At 67.4% G+C, this 13,899-nt stretch carries 15 protein-coding genes; 5 read left to right on the top strand and 10 right to left on the bottom strand.

Annotated features, from left to right (window positions below; genetic code table 11):
• Positions 1-20 precede the first annotated feature (20 nt).
• Together trpS and yhjD are read left to right on the top strand one after the other, a co-directional pair.
• The gene (trpS, locus tag P3H15_RS32495; RefSeq protein WP_095860882.1) at positions 21-1,055 is read left to right on the top strand and encodes a tryptophan--tRNA ligase; all 1,035 of its coding nucleotides are present in this window, start codon (positions 21-23) and stop codon (positions 1,053-1,055) included.
• Between the two features lie 4 nt (positions 1,056-1,059).
• Positions 1,060-2,082 carry an inner membrane protein YhjD gene (gene yhjD, locus P3H15_RS32490; protein ID WP_276140988.1) on the top strand — a complete coding sequence of 341 codons (1,023 nt, stop codon included), beginning with the start codon at positions 1,060-1,062 and terminating at the stop codon, positions 2,080-2,082.
• A 10-nt stretch (positions 2,083-2,092) separates the two neighbouring features.
• On the opposite strand, the gene P3H15_RS32485 is transcribed toward yhjD, so the two are convergent.
• The 6 genes from P3H15_RS32485 to sdhC form a co-directional block, all read right to left on the bottom strand.
• On the bottom strand, positions 2,093-3,373 hold the full coding sequence (locus tag P3H15_RS32485; protein ID WP_276140987.1) for a D-alanyl-D-alanine carboxypeptidase family protein: 1,281 nt from the start codon (positions 3,371-3,373) through the stop codon (positions 2,093-2,095).
• Between the two features lie 118 nt (positions 3,374-3,491).
• On the bottom strand, positions 3,492-4,487 hold the full coding sequence (locus P3H15_RS32480) for a malate dehydrogenase (protein WP_276140986.1): 996 nt from the start codon (positions 4,485-4,487) through the stop codon (positions 3,492-3,494).
• 155 nt (positions 4,488-4,642) lie between these two features.
• On the bottom strand, positions 4,643-5,422 hold the full coding sequence (locus P3H15_RS32475; RefSeq protein ID WP_276140985.1) for a succinate dehydrogenase iron-sulfur subunit: 780 nt from the start codon (positions 5,420-5,422) through the stop codon (positions 4,643-4,645).
• Positions 5,422-7,173, bottom strand: coding sequence for a succinate dehydrogenase flavoprotein subunit (sdhA, locus tag P3H15_RS32470; RefSeq protein ID WP_276140984.1), 1,752 nt, complete (start codon positions 7,171-7,173; stop codon positions 5,422-5,424). Before sdhA ends, P3H15_RS32475 begins: the two co-directional genes overlap by 1 nt.
• Before the next feature lie 15 nt (positions 7,174-7,188).
• Positions 7,189-7,632, bottom strand: coding sequence for a succinate dehydrogenase hydrophobic membrane anchor subunit (locus P3H15_RS32465; RefSeq protein WP_005239887.1), 444 nt, complete (start codon positions 7,630-7,632; stop codon positions 7,189-7,191).
• A 1-nt stretch (position 7,633) separates the two neighbouring features.
• Positions 7,634-8,038, bottom strand: a complete 405-nt coding sequence (gene sdhC, locus P3H15_RS32460; protein ID WP_005239889.1) for a succinate dehydrogenase, cytochrome b556 subunit — start codon at positions 8,036-8,038, stop codon at positions 7,634-7,636.
• A 255-nt stretch (positions 8,039-8,293) separates the two neighbouring features.
• Between sdhC and P3H15_RS32455 the strand changes: the two genes are divergently transcribed.
• The 3 genes from P3H15_RS32455 to P3H15_RS32445 are packed head-to-tail and all read left to right on the top strand — an operon-like array spanning position 8,294 to position 11,081.
• The gene (locus tag P3H15_RS32455) at positions 8,294-8,698 is read left to right on the top strand and encodes a cytidine deaminase (RefSeq protein WP_087558387.1); all 405 of its coding nucleotides are present in this window, start codon (positions 8,294-8,296) and stop codon (positions 8,696-8,698) included.
• Positions 8,691-9,986: a thymidine phosphorylase gene (locus tag P3H15_RS32450; RefSeq protein WP_276140983.1), complete on the top strand. Its 1,296-nt coding sequence runs from the start codon at positions 8,691-8,693 to the stop codon at positions 9,984-9,986. The genes P3H15_RS32455 and P3H15_RS32450 overlap by 8 nt, the downstream gene beginning before the upstream one ends.
• A 9-nt stretch (positions 9,987-9,995) precedes the next feature.
• Positions 9,996-11,081, top strand: a complete 1,086-nt coding sequence (locus P3H15_RS32445; protein ID WP_276140982.1) for an adenosine deaminase — start codon at positions 9,996-9,998, stop codon at positions 11,079-11,081.
• A 19-nt stretch (positions 11,082-11,100) separates the two neighbouring features.
• Here the strand turns inward: P3H15_RS32445 and P3H15_RS32440 are convergent, their stop codons facing one another.
• The 4 genes from P3H15_RS32440 to P3H15_RS32425 form a co-directional block, all read right to left on the bottom strand.
• Positions 11,101-12,348 carry a primosomal protein gene (locus tag P3H15_RS32440; protein WP_276140981.1) on the bottom strand — a complete coding sequence of 416 codons (1,248 nt, stop codon included), beginning with the start codon at positions 12,346-12,348 and terminating at the stop codon, positions 11,101-11,103.
• Positions 12,349-12,428: 80 nt separating this feature from the next.
• A complete protein-coding gene (locus P3H15_RS32435) occupies positions 12,429-12,686 on the bottom strand; it encodes a YbaB/EbfC family nucleoid-associated protein (RefSeq protein WP_276140980.1) in 258 nt (85 codons plus the stop codon).
• Positions 12,683-13,423 carry a hypothetical protein gene (locus P3H15_RS32430; protein WP_276140979.1) on the bottom strand — a complete coding sequence of 247 codons (741 nt, stop codon included), beginning with the start codon at positions 13,421-13,423 and terminating at the stop codon, positions 12,683-12,685. The genes P3H15_RS32435 and P3H15_RS32430 overlap by 4 nt, the downstream gene beginning before the upstream one ends.
• Before the next feature lie 2 nt (positions 13,424-13,425).
• Positions 13,426-13,749, bottom strand: a complete 324-nt coding sequence (locus P3H15_RS32425) for a type VII secretion target (RefSeq protein ID WP_276140978.1) — start codon at positions 13,747-13,749, stop codon at positions 13,426-13,428.
• Positions 13,750-13,899: the final 150 nt, after the last annotated feature.

Raw genomic sequence — 13,899 nt, 5'->3', positions numbered from 1 at the left:
ACGTGAAAAGATCAATACTCATGTCGACCCCTGCAGCTCAGAAACCCACCGCGAAACCGCGGGTGCTCTCCGGCATCCAGCCCACCGCCGACTCGTTCCACCTCGGCAATTTCCTGGGTGCTCTGCAGCAGTGGGTGCCTCTGCAGGACGACTTCGACGCGTTCTACTTCATCCCCGACCTGCACGCGATCACGGTGGCGCAGGACCCGAAGGAGCTGCGCCGCCGCACGAAGATCGCGGCGGCACAGTTGCTGGCGCTGGGCATCGACCCCGACCGCGCCACGCTGTTCGTCCAGAGCCAGGTCCCCGAGCACGCGCAGCTGGCGTGGGTTCTCAACTGCATCACCGGTTTCGGTGAGGCCAGTCGTATGACGCAGTTCAAGGACAAGTCGTCGAAGCAGGGCAGTGAGAACGCGAGCGTCGGACTGTTCACGTATCCGGTGCTGATGGCCGCCGACATCCTGCTGTACCGCCCGCAGCGGGTCCCCGTCGGCGAGGACCAGCGTCAGCACCTCGAACTGGCCCGCGACCTCGCTCAGCGGTTCAACACCCGGTTCGGGAAGGCGTTCGTCATTCCCGAGGCCCAGATCATCAAGGGCACCGCCAAGATCTTCGACCTGCAGGATCCGACGTCGAAGATGAGCAAGTCCGGTCCGAGCCCGGCCGGCCTGATCAACCTGCTCGACGACCCCAAGGTGTCGGCGAAGAAGATCAAGTCCGCCGTCACCGACAACGAGCGGGAGATCCGGTACGACCCGCAGGCCAAGCCCGGTGTGAGCAACCTGCTCACCATCCAGTCGGCGTTGTCCGGCACCCCCGTGGAGACGTTGGTCGCCGGATACGAGGGCAAGGGCTACGGCGACCTGAAAACCGATACGGCCGACGTTCTCGCCGAATTCGTGACACCGTTGAAAGCGAAAGTGGAGGGGTACCTCTCGGACGAAGCGGAACTCGATCGTGTCATCGCGGCCGGTGCCCACCGGGCCCGTGAAGTGTCGTCGCAGACGTTGGCGGCCGTGTACGAGAAGGTAGGGTTCCTGACACCGAAGGGATAGCACTGTGGCTGACGAACCGAGTTTTCTCGACAAGCAGCGGGCAGCGCGCCCCTGGTTCGACCATCTGATGCGGGCCGCCCAGCGGTACCAGAATCAGAAGGGTGACTACTACGCGGCGGGTATCACGTATTTCAGTGTGCTCGCACTGATTCCGATCCTGATGGTCGCGTTCGCCATCGCCGGTTTCGTGCTCGCCGGGCAGCCGGAGTTGCTGCAGGAACTGCAGGACGGCATCACGAAGAACGTGCCCGGAAGCCTCGGTGACACGCTCAACACCATCATCGATTCGGCGATCGCATCCCGCGCCAGCGTGGGTGTCCTCGGTCTGCTCGGTGCCGCCTACGCCGGACTGGGGTGGATGGCGAACCTGCGCGACGCGCTCACGGCGATGTGGGAGAGCCAGCGCGACTCGAAGGGATTCGTGCGCACCAAGCTCGGCGACGCGGGCGCTCTGCTCGGGCTGGGCCTGGCGATGATCGTCTCGATCGGATCGTCCGCGCTGAGCAGCGGTCCGGTGGCCCGCACGGTCGTCGAGGTGCTCAACCTCGACGAGGTGACCGGCGTCGACGCCGGACTGCGCGCACTGTCGACCGTGCTCTCGCTGGTCGCGACGTGGGCGGTGTTCGCCTGGGTGATCGCCCGATTGCCCCGGGAGCCCGTGACGTTCCGCAGTGCGATCAAGGCGGCCCTGCTCGCGGCCGTGGTGTTCGAGATCTTCAAGCAGGTCGGTGCCATCTATCTCACTGCGGTCACCGCGGGTCCGGCAGGAGTGGCGTTCGGCCCGATCATCGGTCTGCTCGTGTTCATCTACCTGACCTGCCGGATGCTGCTCTTCTCGACGGCGTGGGCGGCGACCACCAGGGCCAGCATGGCGCTCGCGTTCGTGCCGCCGCCGGATCCGGCCGTCATCACCCCGCGGATCGAGGTCCACGAGGGTCCGGGTGTGCGTGGGGGACTCGCCCTGGTCGGTGTGGGGGCCCTCGCCGCGCTCGGGTTGTCCGGACTGTTCACCCGCAACAAGCGCTGATCGGGGAGCGTCAGCGCCTGCGGGACAGCCGGCGTGCGCAGAGCACCAGCACGAGGACGACGGCCGCCCCGACGATCCCCACCCCTGCCCGCAGGGCCAGCGTGTTGTCGGGATGGTCGGAACCGGAGGCGACGACGGAACTCGTGGCAGCGGCCGAATCCTGTTGCGGCGGTGCGGCGAGCACCGCGGACGAGCCGTCCTCGGCCGGGTACAGGTCCTCCAGCGAACCCACCCTTGTGTCGCGGTCGAGGGCGAAACCGTAGTCCAGCAGTCGCGCTGCCTGTTCCCACGGGCGGATCGGCTGCGCCTCGGCTCCCATCAGCGTCACCATCAGGCGGCGGCCGTCGTGGTCGGCGCCGCCGACGTACGTGTGGCGCGCATCGTCGGTGAATCCGGTCTTGCCGCCCAGCGCGCCCGGGTAGTTGTAGAGCAGTTGATTGTCGTTGGCGAGCGCGAACGGCGGCCGGTCCTGGTCTTCCGGGATCGCGGGATCCTTCGGGAAGCCCGGGAACTGAACGGTTTCCGTGGAGATCAGCTCCGCGAACGTCGGGTTCTTCATCGCGTTGTGGAAGATCAGCGCGAGGTCGTACGACGAACTGCTCATGCCGGGACCGTCGAGTCCGGACGGGGTCGCGGTCCTCGTGTCGTGAGCGCCGAGGGTGTCGGCGAGACGGTTCATCTTCTCGACCGTCGCGGCGTCGCCGCCGAGTTGCCGGGCGAGGAGGTGGGCGGCGTCATTTCCCGACGCCATGACGAGGCCCTGCATCAACTGCCGGTTCGTGTACTGACCGTTCTTGCCGATCCCGACCGCGCTGCCCTCCACCGCGGCGTCCTCGGCGGTGGCGGTCACGGTCTTGTCGAGATCCAGTTCGTCCAGCGCCACGAGCGCGAGCAGCATCTTGATGGTGCTGGCCGGGCGGTACCGGCCGTGCGGGTCCTTCGCCGCGAGCACGTCGCCGCTGTCGATGTCGGCCAGCACCCAGCCGGACGCCACGATGTCGGCGGGCAGCGCGGGGGCGCCGTCTGGGAGCGTCACCCCGCACTCGGCGAGTTTCGGCCCGCCCACCGGCTGGTCGGGCACGGACACGGCGGTCGGTGCCGGATCACCGGGCTGCGGCACCTCGGACAGGTCGATCGCGGGGGCCGGGGCCGACCGGTGCGGGCAGTCGTCGGTGTTCGGGGTGGTGAACGGCGGCGAGGTGGGGGAGGAGGGGACCGGGGGCGGGATCGCCCCGGCAGCGCTCACCGAGAGTCCGGCCAGCAGGGTTCCGGACACGACCGCGGTACACACTCGACGCCACATCATCGAAGAGGCAGCGTATGCGACGACCGGTCGACTTCCGAAAACGGACACGTGTCGACACGTTTTCGTGACGTCGTTGCGACCGTTCCGGAAGAGTGACGCCGGATCAGAGGAAACCCATGCCCCGAACGGCGTCGCGTTCGGATTCGAGTTCGGCCACCGACGCGTCGATCCGTTTCCGCGAGAAGTCGTCGATCTCCAGCCCCTCCACGACCTGCCAGGCCCCGTCGACCGATCGGACCGGGAACGAGCTGACCAGTCCCTCCGGCACCCCGTAGGCGCCGGTGGAGGGCAGCGCCACGGACGTCCAGTCGTCGTCCGGGGTGCCGAGCACCCAGTCGTGCACGTGGTCGATCGCGGCGTTGGCGGCGGAGGCCGCGGACGATGCGCCGCGGGCCTCGATGATCGCACTGCCCCGGTTCGCGACGGTGGGAATGAAGTCGCCGGTGAGCCATTCGCGGTCCGCGGCGAACTCGGCGCCGGACCGGTCCCCGACCCGCGCGTGGAAGATGTCGGGGTACTGGGTGCCGGAGTGGTTGCCCCAGATCGTGACGCGGCTGATGTCCTTCACCGCGGCGCCGGAATGCCGTGCGAGCTGGGCGATCGCGCGGTTGTGGTCGAGCCGGGTCAGCGCCGTGAACCGCTCCGCGGGTACGTCGGGGGCGTTGTTCGCGGCGACGAGCGCGTTGGTGTTGGCCGGGTTGCCCACGACCAGCACCCGGACACCTTCCGCGGCAAACTGATTGATCGCGCGACCCTGCACGGTGAAGATCTGCCCGTTCGCGGCCAGCAGGTCGCCGCGTTCCATCCCCTTGGATCGGGGACGTGATCCGATGAGCAGGGCCACGTCGGTGCCGTCGAAACCCCGCTTCGGGTCGTCGTGCACCTCGACGTCGCGAAGGAGAGGAAAGGCGCTGTCGTCGAGCTCCATCGCGGTGCCTTCGGCCGCGGACACGGCGGACGGAATTTCCAAGAGCCGCAGTCGAATCGGGGTGTCGGGGCCGAGCATCGCGCCCGCGGCGATCCGGAACAGCGCCGCGTAGCCGATACTTCCTGCCGCTCCGGTGACCGTGACCACTGCGGGAGTGGGCGACTGCGTCATGTGTGAACCTCGCTGTTCGTCGGGAGCATCCGTTCTCGACACTAGCGCGGGGATATCACCGGGGGACGGCTCGGACAGTGAGCTTGGACACGACGCAGGGCGCCCCCGGCCGAAGTGGCCGGGGGCGCCCTGGAACGTGCTCGGAAGACCGGGGGTCAGCGTGCGAAGAGCAGCGCGCGCTTGACTTCCTGGATCGCCTTCGTCACCTGGATGCCGCGGGGGCACGCGTCGGTGCAGTTGAACGTGGTCCGGCAACGCCAGACGCCGTCCTTGTCGTTGAGGATGTCGAGACGCTCCGACGCACCCTCGTCACGGCTGTCGAAGATGAAGCGGTGCGCGTTGACGATGGCGGCGGGACCGAAGTAGCTGCCGTCGCTCCAGTACACCGGGCACGACGTGGTGCAGCAGGCACACAGGATGCACTTGGTGGTGTCGTCGAAACGGGCCCGGTCGTGCTGCGACTGGATGCGCTCACGGGTGGGCTCGTTGCCGGAGGTGATGAGGAACGGCTTCACGGCGCGGAACGCGTCGAAGAACGGCTCCATGTCGACGACGAGGTCCTTCTCCACCGGCAGGCCCTTGATGGGCTCGACGGTGATCGTCACCGGCTTGCCGTCCTTGGGCAGCATGTCCTTCATGAGGAGCTTGCAGGCCAGACGGTTGACGCCGTTGATCCGCATCGCGTCCGAACCGCACACGCCGTGGGCGCAGCTGCGGCGGAACGTCAGCGTGCCGTCGAGGTAGCCCTTCACGTACAGGAGCAGGTTCAGCATGCGGTCCGTCGGCAGCGCCGGAACCTGGAAGCTGTCCCAGTGCTGACCCTCGCCGGACTCCGGGTTCATCCGCGCGATCTTGAGGGTGACCATGACGGCGCCCTCGGGAACGGGAGGGAGATCCGACTTGTTCTCGCTCTTGTCGACTGCAGGTGCGCTCATCAGTACTTACGCTCCATCGGCTCGTAACGGGTCTGGACTACCGGCTTGTAGTCGAGACGGATGTCGGAGAGCAGGCCGTCGCCCTCCTTGTATGCCATCGTGTGCTTCATGTACTCGGCGTCGTTGCGGTCCGGGAAGTCCTCGCGGGCGTGGCCGCCGCGCGATTCCTTGCGGTTCAGCGCGCCGACGACGGTGACCTCCGCCATTTCGAGGAGGAAGCCGAGCTCGACGGCCTCGAGCAGGTCGCTGTTGTAGCGCTTGCCCTTGTCCTGCACCGTGATGTGGTTGTAGCGCTCCTTCAGTGCACGCACGTCCTTGAGTGCCTGGGTGAGGCGCTCTTCCGTGCGGAACACCGAGGCGTTGTTGTCCATCGACTGCTGCAGCTCGGTGCGGATGTCCGCGACACGCTCGTGACCGTGGTCCGACAGGATGGTGGCCATCCACTCGTCGACCATCTTCTCGGGCGCCTCCGGCAGGGCGACGAACTCGCTGTTGTTGGCGTGCTCGGCGGCGGCGATGCCGGCGCGGCGTCCGAAGACGTTGATGTCGAGCAGCGAGTTGGTGCCGAGACGGTTCGCGCCGTGGACGGAGACGCAGGCGCACTCGCCGGCGGCGTACAGGCCCTGGACGATCTCGTCGTTGTTGCGGAGGACCTCACCGTTGATCCGGGTGGGGATGCCGCCCATGACGTAGTGGCAGGTGGGGTACACCGGCACGGGTTCCTTGACCGGATCCACACCGAGGTAGGTGCGGGAGAACTCCATGATGTCGGGGAGCTTCTCGTCGAGGACTTCCTCGGGGATGTGGGTCACGTCGATGTAGACGTAATCCTTGTTCGGTCCCGCGCCGCGTCCCTCGAGGACCTCGAGAACCATCGACCGCGCGACGATGTCACGGGGTGCGAGGTCCTTGATGGTGGGGGCGTAGCGCTCCATGAACCGCTCGCCATCGGCATTGCGGAGGATGCCGCCCTCACCGCGCACGGCCTCGGAGATGAGGATGCCGAGCCCGGCCAGGCCTGTCGGATGGAACTGGTGGAACTCCATGTCCTCCAGCGGGAGGCCCTTGCGGAAGATGATGCCCATGCCGTCACCGGTGAGGGTGTGCGCGTTGGACGTCGTCTTGTACATGCGTCCCGAGCCGCCGGTGGCGAACACGATGGACTTCGCGTGGAAGACGTGGATCTCGCCGGTGGCCAGCTCGTAGGCGATGACGCCGGTGGCGACCGGGCCGTTCTCCGTCTCGGTGATCGCGATGTCGAGGGCGTAGAACTCGTTGAAGAACTCGACGTCGTGCTTGACGCAGTTCTGGTAGAGCGTCTGCAGGATCATGTGACCGGTGCGGTCCGCGGCATAACATGCGCGGCGCACGGGGGCCTTGCCGTGATCGCGGGTGTGACCACCGAAACGACGCTGGTCGATCTTGCCCTCGGGCGTGCGGTTGAACGGCAGACCCATCTTCTCGAGGTCGAGCACCGCGTCGATGGCCTCCTTGGCCATGATCTCGACGGCGTCCTGGTCGGCGAGGTAGTCGCCGCCCTTGACCGTGTCGAAGGTGTGCCACTCCCAGTTGTCTTCCTCCACGTTCGCCAGCGCGGCGCACATGCCGCCCTGGGCCGCGCCGGTATGGCTGCGGGTGGGGTAGAGCTTGGTCAGTACGGCGGTGCGGGCGCGGGGACCGGCCTCGATCGCTGCGCGCATGCCGGCGCCGCCGGCACCGACGATGACCACGTCATAACGGTGTTCCTGCATGAAGTCTGTGCTCCCCTAGCTCGCCGAGATATTGGGGTCGAAGGTGAAGATGACGTACGTGCCGAGGCCCATGATCAGGATCATCGAGAGAACGAGGATCGTGGTCAGCCAGAAGCGCGTGGAGTCCTTGCGGGAGTAGTCCGCGATGACCGTGCGGAGTCCGTTTCCGCCGTGCAACTGGGCAAGCCACAGCATGGTGAGGTCCCAGAACTGCCAGAACGGGCTGGACCAACGGCCCGCGACGAACGCGAAGTTGATGCGGTGCACACCGTCGTCGAGCATCAGCATGATGAAGAGGTGGCCGAGCACGAGGAAGATCAGTGCGAGACCGGAGAACCGCATGAACAGCCAGGCGTACAGCTCGAAGTTGTTCTTCGAGGTCCGGCGCGGAGAGCGCGGGTTGTCCAGGCTGGCGGGACGGTCGTAGGTCTTGCCGAGACTCTTGGCTTCTGTCGTCATGTCAGTGCCCCGCAAACATGTTGTAGAAGATGCGGCCTGCGCCCGGGATCATCACCAGGAACCAGATCGCGAGGATTACCCAGAGCATCAGGCGCTGGTACTGCGGTCCCTTGGACCAGAAGTCCACCAGCATCACCCGGACACCGTTCAGTGCGTGGTACAGCACCGCGGCGACGAGAGCGAGCTCCATGAGCCCGACGATCGGGTTCTTGTAGGTCTCGATGACACTGTCGTACGTGTCGGGATTCACCCGCACGAGCGCGGTGTCCAGCACGTGCACGAATAGGAAGAAGAACGTCATTACGCCTGTGATCCGGTGCAAAACCCAGGACCACATTCCGGGGTCGCCCCGGTAAAGCGACCGTGTGCGCTCCTTGGCCGGAGCGGCTTCAGTCGTAGTACTCATCGAGTGCTGTGCCTCCAACGTCATTGGTGGACGTGTCGAGTCTGCGCAGCGTTGCGGACATACCACAACTGGGGACCCGACGTGATCCTGAACCGACTTCTCTGAACTCTAAACCCAACGGAAACGCGGGAACTAATTCGAGTCGGGGTTCGTACCGCCCCCGCAAATGAACTTAGGTTTGCCTCTCCAATACGGATCGGGCCGTCCCGAGCGATTCTCTGCATCCATTCAGCCCACGTGATTGGATGGGTAACCATGGTCGAGATCGATTGGAAACTGTTGCGCGCCAACGCGCATGAGGTGATGGAGAGGGCCTACGCGCCCTACTCCGGGTTCGCGGTGGGATCGGCGGCGCTGGTGGACGATGGACGAATCGTCGTCGGATGCAATGTGGAAAATGTCTCATACGGCCTGGGGCTCTGCGCCGAGTGCGTACTGGTCGGTAACTTGTTTGCGGGCGGCGGCGGGCGATTAATCGCCTTCACCTGCTGTGACGCGAGTGGCGACATACTCATGCCGTGCGGACGCTGCCGGCAGATTCTCTTCGAGCACGGCGGCCCCGGACTGCTCGTCGACCACCGGGCCGGCGTGCGCCCATTGGAACAGCTGCTGCCGGACGCTTTCGGTCCGGAGGAGAAGGGGAGAATCAGCCATGCATGACGCGTCGTCGATCATCGCCGCCAAACGCGACGGCCGAGAACTGTCCGGTGCAGAGATCGACTGGGTGGTGGAGGCATTCACCCGAGGTGTCGTGGCCGACGAACAGATGTCGGCCCTGGCGATGGCGATCTTCTTCCGCGGGATGACGCGCGAGGAGGTGAGTCGCTGGACCACGGCGATGATCTCGTCCGGTCACCGCCTCGACTTCACGCACCTCGGCCGCCCCACCGTGGACAAGCACTCGACGGGTGGTGTGGGCGACAAGATCACGCTCCCGCTCGCACCACTGGTCGCCGCGTGCGGCGCCGCGGTGCCGCAGCTGTCGGGGCGGGGGCTGGGCCACACCGGCGGAACCCTCGACAAGCTCGAGTCGATCCCGGGCTGGCGCGCCGACCTCGACACGTCGGAGATGGCCGAGATCCTGTCCGACCCCGAGGTCGGCGCCGTAGTGTGCGCGGCAAGCTCGGACCTGGCGCCGGCGGACCGGCGGTTGTACGCACTGCGGGACGTCACCGGGACGGTCGAGTCGATTCCCCTGATCGCCAGCTCGATCATGAGCAAGAAGATCGCCGAGGGCACCGGCGCGCTGGTCCTCGACGTGAAGGTCGGTTCGGGCGCGTTCATGAAGAAGCTCGACGACGCACGCGAGCTCGCCCAGACCATGGTCGACCTCGGGAACGACGCCGGGGTGCGGACGATGGCGTTGCTCACGGCGATGGAAGCACCACTCGGCCACACCGCGGGCAATGCGCTGGAGGTGCGGGAATCGCTGGAGGTGCTCGCCGGGGGCGGCCCGTCCGACGTCGTGGAACTGACTCTCGAGCTCGCCCGAGAAATGTTGAAGGCAGCCGGAATCGACGGCGTCGACCCGGCCGACAAGCTGCGGGACGGCTCCGCCATGGACCGCTGGCGGAGAATGATCGCCGCCCAGGGCGGCGACCCCTACGCCCCGCTGCCGACGGCCCGGCACACCGAGGTGCTGCTCTCCGAGTCCGACGGTGTGGTGTGCGGTCTCGACGCCATGGCAGTCGGGCTCGCCGCGTGGCGGCTCGGCGCGGGCCGCGCACGACAGGGCGAGCCGGTGCAGGCCGGGGCCGGCATCGAACTGCACGCGAAGCCGGGGGAGACGGTGTCGGTCGGCACCCCGCTCGTCACGCTGCACACCGACACGCCCGAACGGTTCGCCGCGGCGAAAGCCGCACTTTCCGAAGCCTGGACCGTCGTGGCCGACGCGCCGCCGGTGATCACACCGCTCGTCATCGAGCGAATAGAGGATCCCTCACGCTAACGTCGTCCCATGACCGCACTGGATCTGTCGGCCCTGCGCCGAGCGCCGAAGGTGTTGCTGCACGACCATCTCGACGGAGGTCTCCGGCCCGAGACGGTTCTCGAACTCGCCCGCGACTGCGGCTACGACGCGCTGCCCGCCGACACCGCGCCCGCGCTCGCGAAGTGGTTCCGGGAGGCCGCGGACAGCGGCTCCCTCGAGCGGTACCTCGAGACGTTCGCCCACACCGTCGCCGTCATGCAGACCCCCGTCGGGCTCGAACGCGTCGCCCGTGAATGCGCCGAGGACCTCGCCACCGACGGCGTGGTCTACGCCGAGGTCCGGTTCGCCCCGGAGCAGCACCTCGAAGAGGGGCTGACCCTCGACGAGGTGGTGGAACAGGTCCTGCTCGGATTCGAGGCGGGGGAGTCCGCCGCGGAGGTGCGCGGCCAGAACATCCGGATCGGCGTCCTGCTCACCGCGATGCGGCACGCGGCACGGTCCCGGGAGATCGCGGAACTGGCGATCCGGTTCCGGGACCGCGGCGTCGTCGGATTCGACATCGCAGGCGCCGAGGCCGGCAATCCGCCGAGCCGCCACCTCGACGCCTTCGAGTACATGCGGGGCAGCAATGCGCACTTCACCATTCACGCGGGTGAGGCGTTCGGTCTGCCGTCCATCCACGAGGCCATCGCGTTCTGCGGCACGGACCGCCTCGGCCACGGGGTCCGGATCACCGACGACATCACGATCGGCACCGACGGCGTCCCGGTGCTCGGCAAGCTCGCGAACTATGTGCGGGACAAGAGAATTCCCCTCGAACTGTGTCCCAGCTCCAACGTCCAGACCGGGGCCGTGGACGCGCTCGAGAACCATCCATTCGACCTGCTCGCCCGGCTGCGGTTCCGCGTCACGGTCAACACCGACAACCGGCTGATGAGCGACACCAGCATGAGTCAGGAGATGCTCCGCCTGGTCGAGACGTTCGGCTACGGCTGGACGGATCTCGAGCGCTACACCATCAACGCGATGAAGTCGGCGTTCATCCCGTTCGATCAGCGGCTGCAGCTGATCGACGAGGTGATCAAGCCGGGATTCGCCGTGCTGGTGGGCTGAGCGTCCCGCCGGCGGGCGCTCAGACCTTCCGCAGGCGGGCCTCGAACTCCCGCTCGAGCTTCCGCCACGCCTCGGCCTCCGCGTCGAAGGGCGCGCTCGGCGCCATCCGCGTCGGGTCCGGGTTGAGGACGAACGAGACGTACCAGCCCAGCGGGTCGGACGACACGAGCGCGGTTTCCACCGAATCGTCGTCGGCGAAATCGGCTGCATCGGTGAACAATTCGACCGCGAGGTCCAGCTGATCCGCGTCGACGGACTCCGGGCCCGCGGCCAGGTCGTCGGCGAGGCCGGGCAGGACGTACACGTTCTCGTCGGTGACCTTGACCTCGAGCGACCCGTCGACGGCCGCCACCTGGATCTCCTCGTACGTGCTGACCTGCGCGAGGGCGTGCTCGTGGTTGTCGGCGAGGTACCGGGCCAGTGCCCGCTCGGACGTGAATACGAAGATCGCCCCGTCACGCCCGAGGAAGATCGCGTCGTCGTCGAGGTAGCACCGGAGCGTGAAGTACGTCTCCCCGGACGTGATGATCTTGACGGGGTCGACACCCACCGCACCCCAGAACGAGTCGTCTTCCTCCTCGTCGTCTTCGGTGTTCAGGTCGAGTGCGACGAACTCCTCGTCTTCCTCGGCCTCCTCGGCGACGTCGTCCACGTCGACGGTGTTCTCGTCGGCGGCCACCAGTTCGGCCTCGGCCACGGCTACAGCCTCGGCGTCCACCTCGGGGGTGGCGACGATGTTGTCGACGGCGTCGAGGACGTCATCCCAGCCCTTCGCGATCGCAGTCCCGATCTGCGCCCACAGTTCCTCGCCCTCGCGTCCCTCGAACGCGCTGGCGCCTGCCGGGAGCGCACCGAGAATGGGATTCGCGCTGAAGAACTTGGTGACCGCGTCCAGTTCGCAGACCTCACCGATGTTGCGCACCATGTTGAGCGTGTCTTCGAGTTCGCTCACGACGGCGGCGTCGGGGTCGCTCGCCGCCAGTTCGGGGACACCGATCAGATCGAAGCAGAAGTTCTCGTCGGGCTCGAGTTCGGCGGCGGAGAGCCCGGACACCACGCCCCACGCGGGGTGCTCGACGAGGTCGTTGTCGGTATTGGTGCGGATGAAGGCGGCGAGTTCTGCCACTGATTCGAACCCGTAGAGGTCTTCCTCGTGACCAAGGAATGCTTCCCACTCGTCGTCGCCTTCACGCCACCGTGGTGCCCACAGTGTCACGAGGTCGCCGTCGGTGAGACCGAGTTCGATCGGGACGATGTCTCCAGCCATGGCGCGAAGCCTATCGACCCCGCGGCCAAAGTTATACCCGGGCTGTGTGCGGGCAGTTTCCGGAGCCGGTCGTCGCCCTGTCACACCCTCCCGAACCCGTCCTGCAGCGCCGTCATGACCCGGGTGCGCTGTTCGGTGGCGAGCCGGGCCGCCTCCTGGGTGGTGCTCGTGATCATCGCCGCGAGGGTGCGGGCATCGAGGCTCGAGATGGAGTCGTCCATCCACAGACCGGTCAACGTGCCGTTCCCGTCGACCTCGGCCGTCACCTGATCGGACTCGCTCGACGCCCGCGCCGTGATCGACTGCAGCCCGGCGAGGGCCTCCTCGAGTAGGTTCACCTGTTCGGTGGCCCGGCCGACGATCGCATCCAGCGTCCGCCCGACGAATGCGCGGCCGGCGCGGAGATGCTCGTCAGGCCCGACATCGGCGACGAACCCGAGGAACTCACGAACCCGGACGCCGCACGGCTGACCACGTCGGAGCCCGTGGGTGCGACGGGGGCCGCGGAGGCGGGCGCCGTGCTCGCCGCGGTCGTGCTCGCGGGTGCGGTGGCGGCGGGCGCGGACGGGATGTCTTCGGCCGGTGTGAGGGTGACCATCTTCCCGGTCTGCTCGGCGAGTTCGGCCGGCACCTTCGCGACGACCGCGGTGGCCCGGCCGAGGTGGTCGAGCGCCGCCGCGACGATCATCGCCTGACCGGGCGGGGTGACGAGGGCGGGTCCGGCCGCGACCGCGAGGGAGATGAACGACTGCAGGATCTCCTGCAACTGCAGCATTCCGGCCCGGACGATCTCGGAGGCCTCGGCGACGACGGCAGCCATGTCGTTGCCGCGATCGGAGACCGCGACCGTCGCCCGCTGCGCCTCCTCGGTCTTCACGATCGCACCGGTGCCGCCCTTGCCCTGCCAGTCGCCGTAGATCGCGCTGATGCCGGTGCGCCCGGTGTCGTGCACCGCGTCGATGGCGACCGAGGACGCGCGCAGGGCGTCGGCGGGTCCGCCTGCGGGAAGGACTCCGCTGCCGAACGCGCCGAGCAGATCGAGGATCGGGCGGGTGAGGAGGTCGATGGGGATCACGGTCAGGCCTCCAGCCCGACCGCGTCCGCGGCGAGCGCGGCCGTGGTGGCCGCCTCGGTGCCCTCGTACGCGGCGGCATTCGCGAGCGCGGTCGCGCTGATTCCGCCGAGCACGCCGGACAGCTTCTCGATGGAGGCCAGGTGCGCGGCGTGCGCTGTCGCGAAGGCGGCGACGAAATCGCCGCCGATCACCCCGAAGACCGGACCGAGCAGCAGCGGTCCCGCGGCGGCGGCCCCGAGACCCGCGGCCTGCATCTCCACGGACATGGTCGCGGCTATGGCCGCGAACTCGGCAATGCTCGCGGTATCCGCCCTCAAGTCGTTCATCGTCATCCCCCCAGTCGGATTTGATCCGTGAGTCTTTCGGCGCAAACCCGGTCCTTCGGGTCCGGGGTAGCCGATCTGAATTTGTCGGACCCTGGGGCTAGTGTCTTCGGTCATGGCGGGGAGGGTGGTGAAGCGGGCGTTCAAGTTTCG

Source organism: Rhodococcus sp. T2V (assembly GCF_029269925.1).
In the GTDB taxonomy this organism is placed as follows: domain Bacteria; phylum Actinomycetota; class Actinomycetes; order Mycobacteriales; family Mycobacteriaceae; genus Rhodococcus_F; species Rhodococcus_F koreensis.
This window is presented reverse-complemented; position numbering and strand designations above follow the sequence as displayed.

Bases quoted from the DNA above. Each gene is read 5' to 3' on its own strand.
- trpS (WP_095860882.1), top strand. From the start codon at position 21: ATGTCGACCCCTGCAGCTCAGAAACCCACCGCGAAACCGCGGGTGCTC.
- P3H15_RS32480 (WP_276140986.1), bottom strand. From the start codon at position 4,487: ATGACGCAGTCGCCCACTCCCGCAGTGGTCACGGTCACCGGAGCGGCA.
- P3H15_RS32475 (WP_276140985.1), bottom strand. From the start codon at position 5,422: ATGAGCGCACCTGCAGTCGACAAGAGCGAGAACAAGTCGGATCTCCCT.
- sdhA (WP_276140984.1), bottom strand. From the start codon at position 7,173: ATGCAGGAACACCGTTATGACGTGGTCATCGTCGGTGCCGGCGGCGCC.
- P3H15_RS32465 (WP_005239887.1), bottom strand. From the start codon at position 7,632: ATGACGACAGAAGCCAAGAGTCTCGGCAAGACCTACGACCGTCCCGCC.
- sdhC (WP_005239889.1), bottom strand. From the start codon at position 8,038: ATGAGTACTACGACTGAAGCCGCTCCGGCCAAGGAGCGCACACGGTCG.
- P3H15_RS32455 (WP_087558387.1), top strand. From the start codon at position 8,294: ATGGTCGAGATCGATTGGAAACTGTTGCGCGCCAACGCGCATGAGGTG.
- P3H15_RS32450 (WP_276140983.1), top strand. From the start codon at position 8,691: ATGCATGACGCGTCGTCGATCATCGCCGCCAAACGCGACGGCCGAGAA.
- P3H15_RS32445 (WP_276140982.1), top strand. From the start codon at position 9,996: ATGACCGCACTGGATCTGTCGGCCCTGCGCCGAGCGCCGAAGGTGTTG.
- P3H15_RS32440 (WP_276140981.1), bottom strand. From the start codon at position 12,348: ATGGCTGGAGACATCGTCCCGATCGAACTCGGTCTCACCGACGGCGAC.
- P3H15_RS32425 (WP_276140978.1), bottom strand. From the start codon at position 13,749: ATGAACGACTTGAGGGCGGATACCGCGAGCATTGCCGAGTTCGCGGCC.